Origin of the sequence: Bacillus sp. CH_70 (genome assembly GCF_038007045.1) — a bacterium.
Classification (GTDB): Bacteria; Bacillota; Bacilli; order Bacillales; family Bacillaceae_G; genus Bacillus_A; species Bacillus_A cereus.
In genome coordinates this window covers 4,365,664-4,383,951 of the sequence record NZ_JBBOWL010000001.1, presented here as the reverse complement: position 1 = coordinate 4,383,951, position 18,288 = coordinate 4,365,664, and the positions used below count along the sequence as shown (strand labels likewise).

Here is an 18,288-nt window from a genome sequence, read left to right as displayed (position 1 = left end):
TGAGATGTCCTCAATTGTAATTGCAGGATATGCACTATTTTGTATAATCGTCTTCTTCCTTGTAAATCGTCTTTTACGAAAGAAAAAAACGAAAATGGGAGAAGAACAAGTCCCAGCCGTAAGTAAAATAGAAGTAAGTAAAGTTGAAACAGAAGAGAAAGAAATTGAACGAAAGCAAGAACCGGAAATTTCTAATGTAGTTGAGTTAGAAACAGGAAAGCAAGAAGAAGTAAAACAAGAAAAAGAAGTGCCGAAAAAACAAATGTCTATGCCTGTAGAGAATGTGAACGTAAAAGCAGTTGTAGCTGTATTAATTCTCGGCATGTTCGTTTCTATTTTAAACCAAACAATCATTAACGTTGCATTACCTCCGTTAATGAATGAATTTAATGTATCAACTTCAACAGCACAATGGTTAATTACAGGCTTCATGCTTGTAAATGGTATTTTAGTACCGATTAGTGCCTTTTTAGTTTCACGATTTACGTATCGTAAATTATTCGTAGCAGCAATGTTATTCTTCACGGTAGGATCTATCATTTGTGCTACTTCAGGAAACTTTACAATGATGATGACAGGTCGCGTAATTCAAGCAGTTGGTGCGGGTATTTTAATGCCGGTTGGTATGAATATCTTTATGACGTTATTCCCGCCTCATAAACGCGGAGCGGCGATGGGATTACTAGGTGTAGCGATGATTTTAGCGCCAGCTATCGGACCAACTGTAACAGGTTGGGTGATTGAAAACTATAGCTGGAACTTAATGTTCTATGCGATGTTTATTATTGGTTTAATTATTACGTTCCTATCTTTAAAATTCTTTACACTAGCTCAGCCAGTGTCTAAAACGAAATTAGATATATTCGGTGTGGTTAGTTCAAGTATTGGACTAGGAAGCTTATTGTACGGATTTAGTGAAGCTGGAAATAATAGTTGGACTAGTGCAGAAGTCATTATTTCACTTGTTATCGGTGTAATTGGTTTAGCGTTATTTATTTGGAGAGAGTTAACAACGGACAATAAAATGCTTGATTTACAAGTATTTAAATATCCAGTATTTACTTTTACTTTAGTAATTAACGCAATCGTTACGATGGCATTATTCGGAGGTATGTTATTGCTTCCAGTATATCTGCAAAACATTCGTGGCTTTACGCCAATTGAATCTGGTTTACTACTTCTTCCAGGATCATTAATTATGGGGATCATGGGACCAGTAGCGGGTAAATTATTCGATAAATATGGCATTCGTCCATTAGCGATAATTGGATTGGCAATTACGACGTATGCGACATATGAATTTACAAAATTATCGATGGATACACCGTATAGCGTTATTATGACGGATTATATTATACGTTCAATTGGTATGTCATTCATTATGATGCCAATTATGACAGCTGGTATGAACGCGCTACCGATGAAATTAATTTCTCACGGTACAGCAACGCAAAATACGTCAAGACAAGTAGCTGGTTCAATCGGAACAGCGATTTTAATCACACTTATGACGCAACAAACAACTGCTCACGTAGCAGATTACGGCAACATGTTAACAACATCAAACCCAATTTTAGTTGATAAAGTACACGGCATGGGTCAAAGCTTAGTGGCCTTAGCTGGATCAGCTCAAGCAGGAGACGCGATGAGCACACAACTATTATATGGACAAATTTCAAAGCTATCTGCAATTAACGGTATTAACGATGCCTTCTTAATTGCAACGATACTTGCAGGGATTGCTTGGGTGTTATCGTTCTTCTTACCATCAGGCAATAAACCAAATAGAAAAGCAGGGAATTAATTTCCCTGCTTTTTTGCCTTTTTAAAGAGTGAGATATAAAAAATGATAACCAGTTACGGAGCAAAGCCCTGTTATAAACAAAATTATCCCCATAGAACAAATACTCGATATTTGCCTGCCGCTTATAATAGCTAATAGTCCAGCTAAAGAGAAGAAGCACCAATATAAAGTTCCCGAAATTGGAACCATCCCCTCTAAATCTATTCCAGAACCTATACAAACGATAGGAACAACGATAAGTAATATGCTAATTAAACCAGCTATAATAGTGAGTGATTTATTACATTTAATACCATGAATAATTAAAAAAATACCAACGATAAATGCGCATAACATTAAAGTAATAGCTAAAATCATCCAAGTTAATATTCCAAACACTTCTGTATTACCTCCGATTTGTAGGTTGCTAAAAAATATTATATATAGAATGAATCACCTACAGACATGAGCTCCCAGAAGATAACACCTAATATTCCAATGGTAAAAATAATGAATCCCATATTACGTATACTTTTAATTTTGGCTTGTACTCCACTTACCCCTGCTAATAATCCAGTTAAAGAAAATAGGGTCCAGTAAAGAGCAGTTGGAATCGGGAAAATTGTATCGATATGAATCCCTACACTTAAAAGAACAAAAGGTAGTGTGACAAAGGATAGGCTAAGTAGCCCCATTAAACCAACGAGTAATTTCCGATATTTAATCCCCGTTACTATTAAAAAAATACCACCAGCAATCCCGCATAGTAAGAGAAGTGGCGTGAAAAGCATCCAAATAATACTGAACATATGTAAACTCCTTTATGTGAATTAAGTTATATTTTACTACATGAGGTTTATTTTGGATATTATTAATGAATATATATAAATTGAAGGGAATGGGTAATAACGATACGGATTATCAAAAACGTAACCGTAGAAGAGTTTGAAGTTATGATAAAAGAGTAAAGAGAGGTATCGCGATGATACCTCTTTTTAACTCAAGAATGCCAACATGTTATTCATAATATGAAATAACATAGCTGGAATAATGGACTTTGTTTTTTTACATAAAATGGCCATTAATAATCCCATAAAGAAAGTAATTACCATTACCCCAAGTGAGTATGTATGAGCGATACCGAAGAAGAAACTTGTTACGATGGCTGCAATCCAAAATGGAAAGCGTTCTGAGAAGAAGCGAAGTATAAAACCACGGAAAATAAGTTCTTCAAAAATGGGTGTGAGTATTGCAAAGCTGAGAAGTAATAATATTTGATATTGCTTAAAGACGTCTAAGCTTAGTGCGGAAGATTGCTGCTTTGTTGCGTCTTGGAACACATAATTTAACAAGATGTAATTGAGTATGATGTTGATAACGAAGAAAAGAAGTAAGTATACGTATGTGCGCCATTCTTTCAGTGTTTTAAAGTTAAAAGATTTTAGTAGTAATTTTTTTGCGGGTTCGAATTTAAAGATGAAGAATAACAATACAGCTAGTTGTAATACGGTACTTGCAGTATTTGCAATAGATTCATACAGGGCAACTTGTTTTTTATCTGTAAGACCTGCTGTATAAATTGTTAATGGCATTGCGAGGAACACAGTAATAAGTCCAGTTCCAAAAAAGGCGAATAAAACAGAGCTAATAAATTGTCCCCATGACATCGAGTGTTTTTGTTCATTAGAAAGCTGTGTAGCGGGTTGCATTTGTAAAATCACCTCTTTTATATTTGTATATTTAATTATAAAGTAAAATGTTTTTGAATGTAACATTTAAATATTACATATAAAGTGAAACTTTAATCATTGGGGAGGTTCATCCCCCACTGATTATCAGCCCTCACCAATCGGGCTTTTACGGGCAGTTGATTCTCCACCTAACTTCCTCGTCTTTGCTGAATTTCGAGGTGGGGCTCTTACTGCCCGTTAATGCGGGATAAAGGTTTATTTTCCATAAAATAATAAAAGAGGTATCACCCTGTAGTGATGCCTCTTTCTCATTGATAACTATGTTCTGCCTTGTTATTCAATTTTGCTTGCTCTATTTGCAATTCACGCTCTACCAATCGATCTAATTGCTGAATAGCTTTAAGTGCTTTTTCATAAGAAATCGTTCTATAATGATGAGCTCCGCCTGGTTCTTCATCTGCTTCGTCTGCCCATTTAATAATGTTTTGAAGAGATGTTCTTTCAATTTCTTGTTCCACTAAGAAAGAATCTGTATGCAGAAGAATTGCGATAGAAATTTCTTTTGCTAGTTTTGGATGTTCTCCTAATCTAATAAGCAATTTATGTGCTCTTTCAGCACCTTTAATTGCATGGATATCATTCTTTTTATATAAGTCATAGTCCCATTCGCCGCCTGTGTACCACGTATGATGTCCGATATCATGAAGGAAACCGGCTTTTGTCGCAGCATCGACTGAGGCGTGATGCTTTTTGGCTAGGTGAAACGCATGGTAAGCGACAGCGATCGCGTGGACCATTCCAGAACGGTTTACGTATTTTTGTGTAATGTGATGTTTAAAAACTTGTTCAAGCGTAATACGGTGCATAAAACATTCACTCCTTTTATCTAATGATGTATACGAAGAAAAATCGATCGGTTTAAATGTATTTTGAACATTGTACTCCATCATAGTTCGTTAGTAAAGTAGAAATGTTTAGGAGAAGAAAAATTTTTTTCGTAAAAAAATCACCTTAGCTTATGCGAAGGTGATTTTCAAATTGCTTATTTTTTTAATCCTTGCTCTAGTGTTTCTAACATTTCGTGCTTTTCATTTTCATCAGCGTTTTTCCAAATGACTTCAAATAAAACACCAAGACCTGGAAGCATTTTTTCTTCACCGCTTTGAATTGCATCGACAATTGTTTCTTGTAATTGATCTTGTGAATTACCAGATACATTCGCTAATACGGCACCGCGTAAATTAAAACTCATTGCTTTCACCTCTTCTTCAGAATTGAAACTGACGTTAGTTTTTGTTCTTTTTTATGTAAATATGTATGAAAAATAGGCTATAATGATAAGACAAGAAGAGAGGGAAATACATATTATGAAAAACATTGATTCAGTACAAAATCCGCGTGTAAAGCAGTGGAAAAAGCTGCAAACGAAAAAAGAACGCGATAAAAAAGGTTTATTTTTTGTAGAAGGATTTCACTTAGTCGAGGAAGCTCTGAAGGCAGGAATTGTAACAGAACTTATCGTTTCAGATCAGACAGACCTTCCGAAAGATTGGACAGTTAATGATGTGGAAATGTATATCGTGCCTGAGGCGATTGTAAAAATACTTCGTGAAACAGAAACGACGCAAGGTGTATTTGCTGTTTGTGAGAAGCATGAGAAAGAAGTAGCTCTTACTGATGGGAAATTCCTTTTATTAGATGGCCTGCAAGACCCAGGTAATTTAGGAACAATTATTCGTACAGCTGATGCAGCTGGTATTCACGCCGTTGTGCTTGGAGAAGGTTGTGTTGATGTTTACAATAGTAAAGTACTCCGCTCTACACAAGGCTCTATTTTCCACTTACCAATTGTAAAAGGGAACTTAGAAGAATGGGTAGACAAGTTAAAAGAAAATAACGTTCCTGTATATGGAACAGCTCTTGAAAATGGAGTTCCGTATGGTGAAGTAACTCCGGCTGGAAGTTTTGCATTAATTGTTGGAAATGAAGGAAATGGCGTACGCCAAGAAATTCTTGCAAAAACGGATCAAAACTTGTATATTCCGATTTACGGTGGGGCAGAATCATTAAATGTTGCGGTTGCAGCAGGGATTTTAACGTATTATTTGCAAAGCCCGGTTGCGAACAAATAAAAAACTTCTTATAATAAGTTGAAGTACATTATATTAAAAGTTAAATAACGAAAAACGTTGATAGAGAAGAGTAGCTTACAAAATCGCCATATAGGGAGAGAATGCCGTAGACTGAAAGCATTCTTATGGTAGACGGAAGTGAATTCACCTCTGGAGTTGACGCCAGGACCATATATATGTAAAGGCGTTCCGGTCAGAATTGATCGTTATAACTAATGAGTGGGCAGACTTGTTCTGTCAATTTAGGGTGGTACCGCGAATTTACCTCGTCCCTTTTTGGGAGCGAGGTTTTTTTATTTTTAAAATTAGGAGGGTTCCAAAATGGAAGCACGTTTAAAAGAGCTAAAGCAAAAAGCGTTAGAGCTTATTGAAGAAGCGAAAGAGCTAAAGGGCTTAAACGACGTACGCGTAGCGTATTTAGGAAAAAAAGGTCCAATTACAGAAGTATTACGCGGCATGGGAAAATTATCAGCAGAAGAGCGTCCACGTATGGGAGCATTAGTAAATGAAGTACGTGAAGCGATTCAAACGCGTCTAGAAGACAAAATTGGTAACTTAGAAAAAGCAGTAATTGAAGCGAAATTAGCTACGGAAACAATTGATGTTACATTACCAGGTCGTCCTGTTGAAACAGGCTGTCACCATCCGTTAACAGCTGTTGTTGAACAAATTGAAGATGTATTCATCGGTATGGGTTATGAAGTAGCTGAAGGAACAGAAGTAGAAAAAGACTACTACAACTTCGAAGCACTAAACTTACCGAAAGATCACCCAGCACGTGACATGCAAGATACATTCTACATTACAGAAGAAACGTTACTACGTACACATACATCTTCTGTGCAAGCACGTACGATGGAAAATAATAAAGAAAAAGGCCCAATCAAAATTATCTGTCCTGGTAAAGTGTATCGCCGCGATGATGATGATGCGACGCATTCACATCAGTTCATGCAAATTGAAGGTCTTGTAATTGATAAAAACATTCGTATGAGTGACTTAAAAGGTACACTGCAAGTATTCGTGAAAAAGATGTTCGGTGAAGATCGTGAAATCCGTCTTCGTCCAAGTTTCTTCCCATTCACAGAGCCATCTGTAGAGATGGATATTTCTTGTATGATGTGTCATGGCAAAGGTTGCGGCACTTGTAAAGGAACTGGCTGGATTGAAATTTTAGGCGCAGGTATGGTTCACCCGAACGTACTTGAAATGGCTGGTTATGATTCAAAAGAATATCAAGGTTTCGCATTCGGTATGGGCGCAGAGCGTATCGCAATGTTGAAATACGGCGTAGATGACATTCGTCATTTCTATACAAATGATGTACGTTTCTTACAACAATTCAAACGAGCGTAAGGGAAGGAGAGGATAAATATGTTCGTATCATATCGTTGGTTACAAGAGTATGTAGATATTAAAGATGTAACAGCACAAGAACTAGCAGACAAAATCACGAAAAGTGGTATTGAAGTAGAAGGCGTTGAAGTATTAAATAAAGGTGTAAAAGGTGTTGTAGTTGGTCACGTATTAGAATGTGAAAAACACCCAGAAGCTGATAAATTAAGCAAATGCTTAATCGATATCGGTGAAGAAGAGCCAGTTCAAATTATTTGTGGAGCTGCTAACATTGCAAAAGGTTTAAAAGTACCAGTTGCAAAAGTTGGTGCTGTACTTCCTGGTAACTTCAAAATTAAAAAAGCAAAACTACGTGGTGAAGCTTCTCACGGTATGGTTTGTGCTCTTCAAGAGCTTGGCATTGATGGAAAGTTAGTTTCAAAAGAATATGCAGATGGTATCTTCATCTTCCCAAGTGACGCTGAAGTTGGTGCAGATGCACTTGAAATTTTAAACTTACACGATGAAGTACTTGAGCTTGGTTTAACACCAAACCGTGCAGATTGCTTAAACATGTTAGGTGTTGCATATGAAGTGGCTGCTATTTACGGGCGAGAAGTAAAACTTCCAGCTATCGAATTACAAGAAATAGCAGAAAAAACTTCTGATTATATTTCTGTAAGTGTAGAAGCGAAAGAAGAAAACCCATTATACATTGCAAAAATGGTTAAAAACGTAAAGATTGGTCCATCACCAATGTGGATGCAAACTCGCCTTATGGCAGCTGGCATTCGTCCAATTAGCAACGTAGTTGATATTACAAACTACATTTTAATGGAATACGGTCAACCGTTACATGCATTCGATTACGATAAATTAGGTTCAAAAGAAATCGTTGTTCGTCTTGCAAAAGAAGGCGAAAAAATTGAAACGTTAGATGATCAAGAGCGTACATTACAAAGCCACCACCTTGTAATTACAAACGGAACAAAAGCTTTAGCTGTTGCTGGTGTAATGGGCGGAGCGGATTCTGAAGTTACAAATGAGACAGTAAACGTTCTAATTGAGTCTGCATACTTTGCAGGTCAAACAGTGCGTCGTACATCAAAAGACTTAGGTCTTCGTAGTGAATCAAGTGCACGTTTCGAAAAAGGAATCGACCCAACACGTACATTTGAAGCAATTCAACACGCAGCTGCTTTAATGGCGAAATATGCTGGCGGTGAAGCGCTTGAAGGTGTAGTAGAAGCTGACAACTTACAAGTACAAGAGCGTACAGTATCTGTTACTGCTGAAAAAGTAAACCGTGTATTAGGTACAAATATTTCTGCGAGTGAGATGGGTACAATGTTCACAAACTTGAAATTCCCATTCACAGAAGTAGAAGGAACATTCCATGTAAATGTACCAGCACGTCGCCCTGATATTACAATTTCCGAAGACTTAGTAGAAGAAGTGGGCCGTCTATACGGTTATGACCACATTCCAGTTACATTACCTTCTGGAACGATGACTCGTGGTAAATTAACATCAGCACAAACGAAACGTCGTAAAGTACGTCGCTTCTTAGAGGGTGCTGGTTTATATGAAGCAATTACGTATTCATTAACAAGCGCTGACAAAGCGAAACAATACATGGTTGAGCCAAACGAAAAAGCACCTGTAAACCTTGCGCTTCCAATGAGCGAAGAGCGTAGCCAACTTCGTTTAAGCTTAGTGCCGCAATTGCTAGAAGCAGTTTCATACAATGTTGCTCGTAAAAACGACAGTGTTGCTTTATACGAAGTAGGTTCTATCTTCTTACCAACAGAAGCAGGAGAACTTCCGAAAGAAGAACAACACCTTGCAGGTGTTATGACAGGTCTTGCTCTTCACCATGCATGGCAAGGTGAGAAGAAAGTAGTAGACTTCTTCGTTATGAAAGGTGTACTAGAAGGACTATTCGACGTACTTGGCGTTTCAAACCAAATCACATATGCACCAGCAAAACGTGAAGGTATGCATCCAGGCCGTACAGCTGATATCGTATTAGATGGCGAAGTAATTGGTTTCATCGGTCAATTGCACCCAGAAGCAGAAAAACAATTAGATGTGAAAAATACATTCGTATTTGAACTATCTCTTGTAAAAGTATTCGGTGCAGACGCTGAAGAAACTTACTACTCATCAATTCCACGTTTCCCATCTATGACACGTGACATGGCTGTTGTGGTAACAAAAGAAACAAAAGCTGGTGAAATGAAGCAAGTCATTGCTGAAGCTGGCGGAGAACTTCTGAAAGACGTAACACTATTCGACTTATACGAAGGTGAAAAAATGGAAGAAGGCAAGAAATCACTTGCATTCTCTATGACTTACTTCGATGCAGAACGTACGTTAACAGATGAAGAAGTAACAGAAGCGCATAACCGTGTATTAACAACGGTAGAAGAGAAATTTGGTGCGGAGTTACGTAAGTAATTAGAAAATTGCCGGATTCATTCCGGCAATTTTTTTTATTGCACAATCGTCGAAAGATGTCGGTAAGTCGATATATTACAAAAATCGCTTATATATTTTCTGGCATCTTGCATCTTTCTCTCGAATGTAGTACATTAATTTTAGTTTAACAAAATGAAAGACGATGATAAGGAAAAGTAGTATATACTATAATCCAAAGCGAGTCAGGGGCGGTGAGAGCCTGATGAGGCGGTATATGTGAAGAACACCTTGGAGTTGCTAACCGAAATTGAATCTTGTATTCAAGAGTAGACTTAGACGGGAATCCGGCCTGTTACAAACCGGGAAGTATGTATTACATACGAGTTAAAGTTGGTCTTTATGACAAATTGGGTGGTACCGCGAAGTTTAACCTTTCGTCCCTTTATGGATGAAAGGTTTTTTTGTATTTAAATATATCAGCAAAGGAGAATTTCACTATGGAAAACACATTAGTAAAAAGTCTGTATAGAGATACAGAAAAGTATGCAGGTCAAACAGTACAAGTATCAGGGTGGATTCGTAACTTACGTGATTCAAAAGCATTTGGTTTCATCGAATTAAACGACGGTAGCTTCTTCAAAAGCGTTCAAATCGTTTTCGATACAGAATTAGAGAACTTTAAAGAAATTGCAAAGCTTCCACTTAGCTCTTCAGTGAAAGTAGAAGGTAAAGTAATTGCAACGCCTGGAGCGAAGCAACCATTTGAAATTAAAGCAGAAAAAATTGATATCGAGGGCTTATCAGATTCTGATTACCCACTTCAAAAGAAGCGTCATACGTTTGAATACTTACGTACAATCGCTCACTTACGTCCAAGAACAAATGCATTCTCTGCAACGTTCCGCGTACGTTCTATCGCAGCATTTGCGATTCACCAGTTCTTCCAAGAGCGTGGATTTGTACATGTTCACACACCAATCATCACTGGTAGTGATACAGAAGGTGCTGGCGAAATGTTCCGCGTAACAACACAAGATTTAAACAACGTACCAAAAGGTGAAGACGGACAAGTTGATGAATCAAAAGACTTCTTCGGTAAAGAAACAAACTTAACAGTAAGTGGACAGCTGAACGCTGAAGCGTATGCATTAGCATTCCGTGATGTATATACATTCGGACCTACATTCCGTGCGGAAAACTCAAACACAACTCGCCACGCTGCTGAGTTCTGGATGGTTGAGCCTGAGATTGCATTCGCTGAGTTAGGCGATGTAATGGATCTTACAGAAGATATGCTGAAATATGCAATGAAATATGTATTAGAGCATGCACCAGAAGAAATGGACTTCTTCAACAGCTTCGTTGATAAAACAGTTCTAGAGCGTATGAACAACGTGATTAACTCTGACTTCGGTCGCATCACATATACAGAAGCAATTAAAGTACTTCAAGAATCAGGTGCTGACTTCAAATACCCAGTAGAATGGGGTATTGACTTACAAACAGAGCACGAAAGATACTTATCAGAAGAAATCTTCAAACGCCCTGTATTCGTAACTGACTACCCGAAAGACATTAAAGCGTTCTACATGCGTATGAATGAAGATGGAAAAACAGTAGCTGCTACTGACCTTCTAGTTCCTGGCATCGGCGAATTAATCGGCGGAAGTCAACGTGAAGAAAGAATGGACGTTTTAGTAGACAGAATTAAAGAATTAGGTATGAACGAAGAGGACTACTGGTGGTACTTAGAACTTAGAAAATACGGCGGTACAAAACACGCTGGATTCGGTCTAGGTTTCGAGCGCTTCCTAATGTACATCACTGGTATGGCTAACATCCGTGACGTAATTCCATTCCCAAGAACTCCAGGTTCTTCTGAGTTCTAAAATGTGAAAAAAGCGAGAGGATTTCCTCTCGCTTTTTATTTTGCATAGTTTATTACCCTGTAGCAAAAAGTAACGCGAAGGGGTGAATATAAATGAGTAAAAAAGTAAAAAAAGATCATTCAAGATCGGGCCTAGGTTCTCCAGAAGTAGAAGGACAAGGAACGACGACACATGAAACAGGTTCTCATAAAGTACCTTCATCTAATAAGAAGCAGAAACGAAGCTAACATAACAAAGGAGAGTCTTAAGGGCTCTCCTTTGTTATGTGTTACATCTTATTATCGTTAATTTCTTTTGTAATCTTATTTATGTCTTTGTCTAATCGATCTAAATAGAAAAACCACAGTAAACTTATGAACACGTAATAGATGGCCATCACGCCAAGATTATCAGATATATTTTCAAATGTAGATTTAGTAGTGAAAAAAGCTCCCCAAATGGTAGAAATAGTGAGGTAAGAAAGAGGACCTACGATGTGTACGAAAGCATAAAGTACCTTTTTTATTTTTACAGCGTTCATATGAAAAACCTCCTTTTTCTAATCATACATTCAAGTTCCTCACAGAAGTGTTGTAGTTTTGCTGGATTATGTATTAACAAGCGGGCATCGTGTTTCCCGATAAACCTGCGGATCCGAAAGGTTAATAAAAAAGATCGACCATAACGCTCTATTAAATCGTTGAACTCTCGTTGTTCACTTAGTAGCTGAATGTTTTCCCTAATTTTGAACTGTCTTTCATGTGGATCACCTAGTAAAATATTTAGAATCATTTGTAGAAGTAGTAATGGGAATCTCCTCCTATGTTGGAATAATATGTACATTGTAATTGTAACAAAACTATAAGGACAATAGTAGGGTGAAACAAAAAACAGGAGTTTGTAGGCTCCTGTTTTTGTCGATACTATTTTAATAAGCGAAACGCCTTCTCCGTATTAGCGAAATGCAGTTTCACAAACTCGGGTAATCGTTCTTTACCAAGCTTTTGAATTAATTTAGCTGCAGCGATATCAACTTGTTTACCAGCACCTTTTGGAAGTGGCATACCAGCTTTTTTACTTAGTTCGTCAAACTGTTTTACGAATGAGTAGCGAGCTAAAATAGAAGCAGCGGCTACTGCTAAATGGACACTTTCGCCTTTCGTTGCGAAGTAAACATTCTCACGCTGTACCTGTTTTTGTTTTGCTAAATATTTATAGTATGTATCAGGTTGTGTGAATTGATCGATTAAGACGCCTTCAGGTTTTGTAGGTGCCATTTTAGCTAATAAGTTTGTAATAGCTTTATTGTGTAGTAAAGCTTTTAACTTACCTTGATTGTTTCCTTTATCAAATAGCTCGTTATATTTTTCATTATGAAGGACAAGAGAGCTGTAAGGAACAACGTGTAGAAGTTGTTTCGCAATGGCAGTAATTTGATCGTCATTTAAGTTTTTAGAGTCTTTTACACCAAGTTCTTTTAGCAGTGGGATTTGCTTTGCATCCACATATACAGCAACGACTGTCATCGGTCCAAAGAAATCTCCCGTACCAACTTCATCAGACCCTACAATAGACATTGTACCGATGGAAGCGGGCGGCGCATAACGATGGGAATCGACAGATTTTTTTACAGCTGTTTTCGGTGTTTGAGAGACAGTTTGCCAACGAGAAGCTTCTGCTTCAGCGCGGCCTCCTTGGAACATTACTTTTCCAGATTTATACGCTGTAATTGTGCAAGATGGTACCTTTGCCATGAAGATTCCGCCTTGTGGAATTTTTGGGCTAAGCGAATGTTTATATTGTTGTTTCATGTCTTCAATTACTGTAGAATTTGTTTGAATTACGATAGAATTTGACATAATGGTCGCCCCTTTTTTTATATTGTTATTTTTATCATATCGGATTGTTCTTTCTGTTTCCATATTATGAAGGTTCATGGTATGATAAACTTTAGGATTCTGTACGTGATTGGAGGCCGGTGAGTTGTCACAACAAAAGGGAAAGAAAAGTCGAATTAATGTAGAAATCTATGGTCAGCAATATTCAGTTGTTGGCGATGAAAGTACAAGTCATATCCGCATGGTAGCAGCGATTGTGGATGATAAAATGCGCGAACTCAATGCCAAGAATCCTTCGCTTGACACGAGTAGACTAGCGGTATTGACGGCGGTAAACGTCATACACGATTACATAAAATTAAAAGAAGAACATGAGAAATTGAAAGAAAGTATGACAAAAAAAGGAATGGAATAACATGATTGATATTATTATCATTTTACTGCTTGTTATGGGATTTTTCCTCGGCTTACGCAGAGGGTTTATTCTGCAACTTGTAAAGTTAACAAGCTTTATTATCGCATACCTTGTTGCATACTGGTACTGTAAAGATTTAGCGCCAGCACTTGCGAAATTTATTCCGTATCCATTTGATAAAAACGTATCTGTTCCAGAATGGATTGATGCAAATAATATTGAGACAGTATTTTATCAAGCGCTTGCGTTTATCATATTGTTTATTATCACTAAAATTGCACTTTCATTACTTGGTAATTTGTTAAATATGTTTGCAGAAATACCGGTTTTAAAGCAAGTAAATGCGTTTGCGGGGGCAATCCTCGGATTTTTAGAAGTATATATTATTTTGTTTGTCTTAATTATCATTGGAAATATTCTTCCGATTGAACAAGTACAAACACCATTACAAAAATCATCAATTAGCAAAATAATTGTAGACGATACACCGATTCTATCTGAAAAGGTGAAGGAACTATGGCAGACAGGTAGCAGAGTATAACTTCTCTTTTTTCGGAAAGAGAAGTTTTTTTCTATGAAAGAAAGGCGGGGCAATGATGAAAGTAAATAAAAAACAAGTTATCAAATTATTAGAGACAATCGGGCTTTTTATGGAACTAAAGGGTGCGAATCCATTTAAAATATCTGCATTTCGTAAAGCGGCAGCAGCATTAGAAAGTGACGATCGTAGTCTTTCTGAAATTGAAGATTTTACAAAGATTCCAGGAATCGGAAAAGGAACAGCAGCCGTTATTCAAGAATATATAGAATCGGGAACATCTGAAGTATTGCAAGAACTTGAGAAAGAAGTACCAAGTAGCTTATTGCCGTTATTAAAACTACCAGGACTTGGTGGTAAAAAGGTGGCTAAGTTATATAAAGAACTTGGTGTTGTTGATATGGAATCGCTAAAAGCTGTTTGTGAGGAAAATAAAGTACAGGCTTTAGCAGGTTTCGGTAAGAAGACAGAAGAGAAAATATTAGAAGCAATCGATCAAGTAGGCTCTCGTCCAGAGCGTTTACCAATTGCGATGGTATTGCCTATTGCCGGGGAAATAGAGGAGAAATTGTCGAATATTGCTGAAGTAATTCGTTTCTCTCGCGCTGGTAGCTTACGCCGTGTTCGTGAGACAGTGAAAGATTTAGATTTTATCATTGCAACGACAGAACCAGCAGCGGTACGTGAGCATTTACTACAATTCGATAACATGATTGAAGTAATCGCGAGTGGAGATACGAAAGTTTCTGTCCGTCTTCAATATGAATATGATATTTCAATCGATTTTCGTTTAGTAAAACCAGAAGAGTTTATTACAACTCTTCACCATTTCACAGGATCAAAGGACCATAACGTAAAAATGCGTCAAATCGCAAAAGATAAAGGCGAGAAAATTAGTGAGTACGGTGTAGAGAACTTGGAAACAGGTGAAGTGAAAACATTTGAGACTGAAGAAGACTTCTTCGCTCATTTCGGTCTGCCATTTATTCCGCCAGAAGTGCGTGAAGATGGAAAAGAAATTGAATTAATTAAAGAGTATCCAAACTTAATTCAGTTTTCCGATATACAAGGTGATTTACATATGCATACAACTTGGAGTGACGGTGCTTTTTCTATTGAAGAAATGGTACAAGCGTGCCGTGCTCATGGATACAAGTTTATGGCGATTACTGATCACTCGCAATATTTGAAAGTAGCGAATGGTTTAACGAAAGAGCGTCTTCGTGAGCAAGCGAAAGAAATTGAACGTATGAATGAAAAGTATCCAGACATTACAATTTTACGCGGAATTGAAATGGACATTTTACCAGATGCCTCTCTTGATTTTGATGATGAAGTATTAGAAGAATTAGACTATGTCATTGGAGCGATTCACTCTAGCTTCTCACAAGACCGTGAAACGATTATGAAGCGTCTGCGTACTGCACTTGAGAATAAACATGTCACAATGATTGCCCATCCGACAGGACGTCTTCTCGGGCGCCGTGAGGGTTATGATGTAGATACAGATTTATTAATTGAACTCGCAAAAGAGACAAATACAGTTTTAGAATTAAATGCGAATCCGAACCGTCTAGATTTAAGCGCGAAATTATTAAAACAAGCACAAGATGCTGGTGTAAAAGTAGCGATTAATACGGATGCTCATACACTTGAAATGTTAGAGGATATGGAAACAGGTGTAGCTGCAGCACGTAAAGGTTGGATTCAAAAAGATAACGTGATTAACACATGGGATATTGAACGTTTATTAGACTATATTAAACGTAATAAGTAACACAAGGGGGACCTGCAACATGTTAGAAAGAACGTTGCGTGTATTAGAATACAATAAAGTAAAAGAACAATTACTTGAACATACAGCCTCTTCACTTGGCCGTGATAAAGTGAAGAATTTAGTGCCGAGCACTGATTTTGAAGAAATTGTAGAAATGCAAGATACAACGGATGAAGCAGCGAAAGTCATTCGTTTAAAAGGTAGTGCACCATTAGGTGGCATTACGGATATTCGCTCGAATGTGAAGCGTGCAAAGATTGGAAGTATGTTAAGCCCGAATGAACTACTTGATATTGCGAATACGATGTATGGTAGTCGTAATATGAAACGTTTCATTGAAGATATGGCTGATAACGGTGTCGAGCTTCCGATTTTAGAAACTCATGTCGCTCAAATTGTATCTTTATATGAGTTAGAAAAGAAAATTACAAATTGCATCGGTGATGGCGGTGAAGTAGTCGATAGTGCGAGTGATAAACTGCGTGGTATTCGTACTCAAATTCGTACTGCGGAAAGCCGTATTCGTGAAAAGTTAGAAAATATGACGCGTTCTTCAAACGCGCAAAAGATGCTGTCTGACTCGATTGTAACAATTCGTAATGAACGTTACGTAATCCCAGTAAAACAAGAATACCGCGGCGTATATGGCGGTATTGTTCACGACCAATCTGCTTCTGGACAAACATTATTTATTGAACCACAAGTAATTGTAGAATTAAATAATGCACTACAAGAAGCACGAGTGAAAGAAAAACAAGAAATTGAACGCATCTTATTAATGTTAACAGAAGAAGTGGCAGTAGAAGCCGATATCGTTTTATCAAACGTAGAAGTAGTTGCAAATCTTGATTTCATCTTTGCGAAAGCTTTTTATGCGAAACGAATTAAAGCAACGAAACCAATTGTAAATAACGAGCGTTATATGGATTTAAGACAAGCTCGTCATCCGCTAATCGATCCAGAAATTATTGTGCCAAATAACATTATGCTAGGTAAAGATTTCACAACAATTGTTATTACAGGACCGAATACAGGTGGTAAAACAGTTACGCTGAAAACAGTTGGTATTTGTGTATTAATGGCGCAATCTGGTCTTCACATTCCAGTAATGGATGAGTCAGAGATTTGTGTATTTAAAAATATCTTTGCTGATATCGGTGATGAGCAGTCGATTGAACAAAGCTTAAGTACGTTCTCCTCACATATGGTGAACATTGTAGATATTTTAGAAAAAGCTGATTTTGAAAGCTTAGTTTTATTTGATGAATTAGGTGCTGGAACAGACCCGCAAGAAGGTGCTGCACTAGCAATTTCGATTTTAGATGAAGTATGTAACCGCGGTGCTCGCGTTGTTGCTACGACGCATTACCCAGAATTAAAAGCGTACGGATATAACCGTGAGCAAGTTATTAATGCGAGTGTTGAGTTCGATGTGAACACATTAAGCCCAACGTATAAATTATTAATCGGTGTACCAGGTCGTAGTAACGCCTTTGAAATTTCGAAGCGCCTTGGATTATCTGATCGCGTTATTGACCAAGCACGTAACCACATTAGTACAGATACAAACAAAATTGAAAATATGATTGCGAAGTTAGAAGAAAGTCAAAAGAATGCAGAGCGTGACTGGAACGAAGCAGAGGCACTTCGCAAACAATCTGAGAAACTTCATCGTGAGTTGCAACGTCAAATTATTGAGTTTAACGATGAGCGTGATGAAAAACTATTAAAAGCGCAAAAAGAAGGGGAAGAAAAAGTCGAAGCTGCGAAGAAAGAAGCAGAAGGTATTATTCAAGAACTTCGTCAATTGCGTAAAGCACAGCTTGTAAATGTGAAAGACCATGAGCTTATTGAAGCGAAGAGCCGTCTAGAAGGAACAGCGCCAGAGCTTGTGAAGAAACAAAAAGTAAACGTGAAAAACACTGCGCCGAAACAACAGTTACGCGCAGGTGATGAAGTAAAAGTATTAACGTTCGGTCAAAAGGGTCAATTACTTGAAAAAGTAAGTGATACAGAGTGGAGCGTACAAATCGGTATTCTGAAGATGAAAGTAAAAGAATCTAACATGGAATACATTAACACACCGAAGCAAACAGAGAAAAAAGCAGTCGCAAGTGTGAAGGGTAGAGATTACCACGTTTCATTGGAACTTGATCTTCGCGGTGAACGTTATGAAGATGCAATGATGCGCGTTGAAAAATATTTAGACGATGCCCAGCTTGCAAGTTATCCTCGTGTATCAATCATTCACGGTAAAGGAACAGGAGCGCTTCGCCAAGGTGTACAAGATTACTTGAAGAAGCATCGCGGCGTGAAGAATTACCGTTACGGTGACATGGGCGAGGGAGGCCTAGGCGTAACAGTTGTCGAATTAAAATAGCAAACAACGAAACAAAGGGGAAACCATTATATGTTTATGGACAAACTTGCAAAAGTATTGTTAGCTTGTTGTGGAATATTTTTGGTGATTGGGGTTATTTATTTAGTTGT

Annotated in this window: 18 protein-coding genes and 2 other annotated features; of the genes, 10 read left to right on the top strand and 8 right to left on the bottom strand. The window is 37.6% G+C overall.

Features of this window, described 5'->3' with window-relative positions; translation table 11 throughout:
• Positions 1 to 4: 4 nt before the first annotated feature.
• Positions 5 to 1,804: a DHA2 family efflux MFS transporter permease subunit gene (locus N2V79_RS22380; protein ID WP_340720222.1), complete on the top strand. Its 1,800-nt coding sequence runs from the start codon at positions 5 to 7 to the stop codon at positions 1,802 to 1,804.
• A 21-nt stretch (positions 1,805 to 1,825) separates the two neighbouring features.
• Here N2V79_RS22380 and N2V79_RS22375 read toward each other — a convergent pair whose 3' ends face one another.
• The 5 genes from N2V79_RS22375 to sspI form a co-directional block, all read right to left on the bottom strand.
• Complete coding sequence (locus N2V79_RS22375) at positions 1,826 to 2,182, bottom strand: ammonia permease (RefSeq protein ID WP_069356281.1); 357 nt, start codon at positions 2,180 to 2,182, stop codon at positions 1,826 to 1,828.
• A 38-nt stretch (positions 2,183 to 2,220) separates the two neighbouring features.
• On the bottom strand, positions 2,221 to 2,592 hold the full coding sequence (locus N2V79_RS22370; protein ID WP_000491395.1) for a hypothetical protein: 372 nt from the start codon (positions 2,590 to 2,592) through the stop codon (positions 2,221 to 2,223).
• 186 nt (positions 2,593 to 2,778) lie between these two features.
• Entirely contained in the window at positions 2,779 to 3,492 is a 714-nt protein-coding gene (locus N2V79_RS22365; protein WP_001182112.1) for a CPBP family intramembrane glutamic endopeptidase, read from the bottom strand.
• Between the two features lie 290 nt (positions 3,493 to 3,782).
• Positions 3,783 to 4,340, bottom strand: coding sequence for an HD domain-containing protein (locus N2V79_RS22360; RefSeq protein WP_000554803.1), 558 nt, complete (start codon positions 4,338 to 4,340; stop codon positions 3,783 to 3,785).
• 176 nt (positions 4,341 to 4,516) lie between these two features.
• A complete protein-coding gene (sspI, locus tag N2V79_RS22355) occupies positions 4,517 to 4,726 on the bottom strand; it encodes a small acid-soluble spore protein SspI (RefSeq protein WP_000009509.1) in 210 nt (69 codons plus the stop codon).
• An 82-nt stretch (positions 4,727 to 4,808) separates the two neighbouring features.
• Between sspI and N2V79_RS22350 the strand changes: the two genes are divergently transcribed.
• The 5 genes from N2V79_RS22350 to N2V79_RS22330 all read left to right on the top strand — a co-directional run bounded on the left by N2V79_RS22350 (position 4,809) and on the right by N2V79_RS22330 (position 11,478).
• Positions 4,809 to 5,606, top strand: coding sequence for a TrmH family RNA methyltransferase (locus N2V79_RS22350; protein ID WP_001986644.1), 798 nt, complete (start codon positions 4,809 to 4,811; stop codon positions 5,604 to 5,606).
• 48 nt (positions 5,607 to 5,654) lie between these two features.
• Positions 5,655 to 5,883, top strand: a binding site (T-box leader).
• Between the two features lie 44 nt (positions 5,884 to 5,927).
• On the top strand, positions 5,928 to 6,962 hold the full coding sequence (gene pheS / locus N2V79_RS22345; protein ID WP_000388220.1) for a phenylalanine--tRNA ligase subunit alpha: 1,035 nt from the start codon (positions 5,928 to 5,930) through the stop codon (positions 6,960 to 6,962).
• A gap of 18 nt (positions 6,963 to 6,980) precedes the next feature.
• Positions 6,981 to 9,401 carry a phenylalanine--tRNA ligase subunit beta gene (gene pheT, locus N2V79_RS22340; RefSeq protein ID WP_053563575.1) on the top strand — a complete coding sequence of 807 codons (2,421 nt, stop codon included), beginning with the start codon at positions 6,981 to 6,983 and terminating at the stop codon, positions 9,399 to 9,401.
• A gap of 154 nt (positions 9,402 to 9,555) precedes the next feature.
• Positions 9,556 to 9,807, top strand: a binding site (T-box leader).
• 52 nt (positions 9,808 to 9,859) lie between these two features.
• Positions 9,860 to 11,251: an asparagine--tRNA ligase gene (asnS, locus tag N2V79_RS22335; protein WP_000432189.1), complete on the top strand. Its 1,392-nt coding sequence runs from the start codon at positions 9,860 to 9,862 to the stop codon at positions 11,249 to 11,251.
• A 92-nt stretch (positions 11,252 to 11,343) separates the two neighbouring features.
• The gene (locus tag N2V79_RS22330) at positions 11,344 to 11,478 is read left to right on the top strand and encodes a YuzL family protein (RefSeq protein ID WP_000039588.1); all 135 of its coding nucleotides are present in this window, start codon (positions 11,344 to 11,346) and stop codon (positions 11,476 to 11,478) included.
• Positions 11,479 to 11,519: 41 nt separating this feature from the next.
• On the opposite strand, the gene N2V79_RS22325 is transcribed toward N2V79_RS22330, so the two are convergent.
• The 3 genes from N2V79_RS22325 to rnhC form a co-directional block, all read right to left on the bottom strand.
• A complete protein-coding gene (locus N2V79_RS22325; protein ID WP_053563576.1) occupies positions 11,520 to 11,771 on the bottom strand; it encodes a hypothetical protein in 252 nt (83 codons plus the stop codon).
• Positions 11,768 to 12,022 carry a hypothetical protein gene (locus tag N2V79_RS22320; RefSeq protein ID WP_053563577.1) on the bottom strand — a complete coding sequence of 85 codons (255 nt, stop codon included), beginning with the start codon at positions 12,020 to 12,022 and terminating at the stop codon, positions 11,768 to 11,770. Before N2V79_RS22320 ends, N2V79_RS22325 begins: the two co-directional genes overlap by 4 nt.
• Positions 12,023 to 12,153: 131 nt before the next feature.
• Positions 12,154 to 13,089 carry a ribonuclease HIII gene (rnhC, locus tag N2V79_RS22315; protein ID WP_053563578.1) on the bottom strand — a complete coding sequence of 312 codons (936 nt, stop codon included), beginning with the start codon at positions 13,087 to 13,089 and terminating at the stop codon, positions 12,154 to 12,156.
• 124 nt (positions 13,090 to 13,213) lie between these two features.
• On the opposite strand from rnhC, the gene zapA reads away from it, so the two are divergent.
• From zapA to N2V79_RS22295, 4 genes are read left to right on the top strand one after another with little or no spacing between them, the layout of a single operon-like run.
• Complete coding sequence (gene zapA / locus N2V79_RS22310; protein ID WP_000082701.1) at positions 13,214 to 13,483, top strand: cell division protein ZapA; 270 nt, start codon at positions 13,214 to 13,216, stop codon at positions 13,481 to 13,483.
• A 1-nt stretch (position 13,484) separates the two neighbouring features.
• Positions 13,485 to 14,024, top strand: a complete 540-nt coding sequence (locus tag N2V79_RS22305; protein WP_000565409.1) for a CvpA family protein — start codon at positions 13,485 to 13,487, stop codon at positions 14,022 to 14,024.
• A gap of 55 nt (positions 14,025 to 14,079) precedes the next feature.
• Positions 14,080 to 15,798, top strand: coding sequence for a DNA polymerase/3'-5' exonuclease PolX (polX, locus tag N2V79_RS22300; protein ID WP_340720221.1), 1,719 nt, complete (start codon positions 14,080 to 14,082; stop codon positions 15,796 to 15,798).
• 19 nt (positions 15,799 to 15,817) lie between these two features.
• Positions 15,818 to 18,178 (top strand): endonuclease MutS2, encoded by a 2,361-nt coding sequence (locus N2V79_RS22295; protein WP_000893743.1) that lies wholly within the window; start codon positions 15,818 to 15,820, stop codon positions 18,176 to 18,178.
• Positions 18,179 to 18,288 lie beyond the last annotated feature (110 nt).

Coding starts and splice junctions, on each gene's coding strand:
- pheT (WP_053563575.1), top strand. CDS start 6,981: ATGTTCGTATCATATCGTTGGTTACAAGAGTATGTAGATATTAAAGAT.
- N2V79_RS22365 (WP_001182112.1), bottom strand. CDS start 3,492: ATGCAACCCGCTACACAGCTTTCTAATGAACAAAAACACTCGATGTCA.
- polX (WP_340720221.1), top strand. CDS start 14,080: ATGAAAGTAAATAAAAAACAAGTTATCAAATTATTAGAGACAATCGGG.
- N2V79_RS22325 (WP_053563576.1), bottom strand. CDS start 11,771: ATGAACGCTGTAAAAATAAAAAAGGTACTTTATGCTTTCGTACACATC.
- N2V79_RS22330 (WP_000039588.1), top strand. CDS start 11,344: ATGAGTAAAAAAGTAAAAAAAGATCATTCAAGATCGGGCCTAGGTTCT.
- N2V79_RS22350 (WP_001986644.1), top strand. CDS start 4,809: ATGATAAGACAAGAAGAGAGGGAAATACATATTATGAAAAACATTGAT.
- rnhC (WP_053563578.1), bottom strand. CDS start 13,089: ATGTCAAATTCTATCGTAATTCAAACAAATTCTACAGTAATTGAAGAC.
- N2V79_RS22320 (WP_053563577.1), bottom strand. CDS start 12,022: ATGATTCTAAATATTTTACTAGGTGATCCACATGAAAGACAGTTCAAA.
- N2V79_RS22295 (WP_000893743.1), top strand. CDS start 15,818: ATGTTAGAAAGAACGTTGCGTGTATTAGAATACAATAAAGTAAAAGAA.
- N2V79_RS22370 (WP_000491395.1), bottom strand. CDS start 2,592: ATGTTCAGTATTATTTGGATGCTTTTCACGCCACTTCTCTTACTATGC.
- N2V79_RS22380 (WP_340720222.1), top strand. CDS start 5: ATGTCCTCAATTGTAATTGCAGGATATGCACTATTTTGTATAATCGTC.
- N2V79_RS22360 (WP_000554803.1), bottom strand. CDS start 4,340: ATGCACCGTATTACGCTTGAACAAGTTTTTAAACATCACATTACACAA.
- pheS (WP_000388220.1), top strand. CDS start 5,928: ATGGAAGCACGTTTAAAAGAGCTAAAGCAAAAAGCGTTAGAGCTTATT.
- sspI (WP_000009509.1), bottom strand. CDS start 4,726: ATGAGTTTTAATTTACGCGGTGCCGTATTAGCGAATGTATCTGGTAAT.
- N2V79_RS22305 (WP_000565409.1), top strand. CDS start 13,485: ATGATTGATATTATTATCATTTTACTGCTTGTTATGGGATTTTTCCTC.
- asnS (WP_000432189.1), top strand. CDS start 9,860: ATGGAAAACACATTAGTAAAAAGTCTGTATAGAGATACAGAAAAGTAT.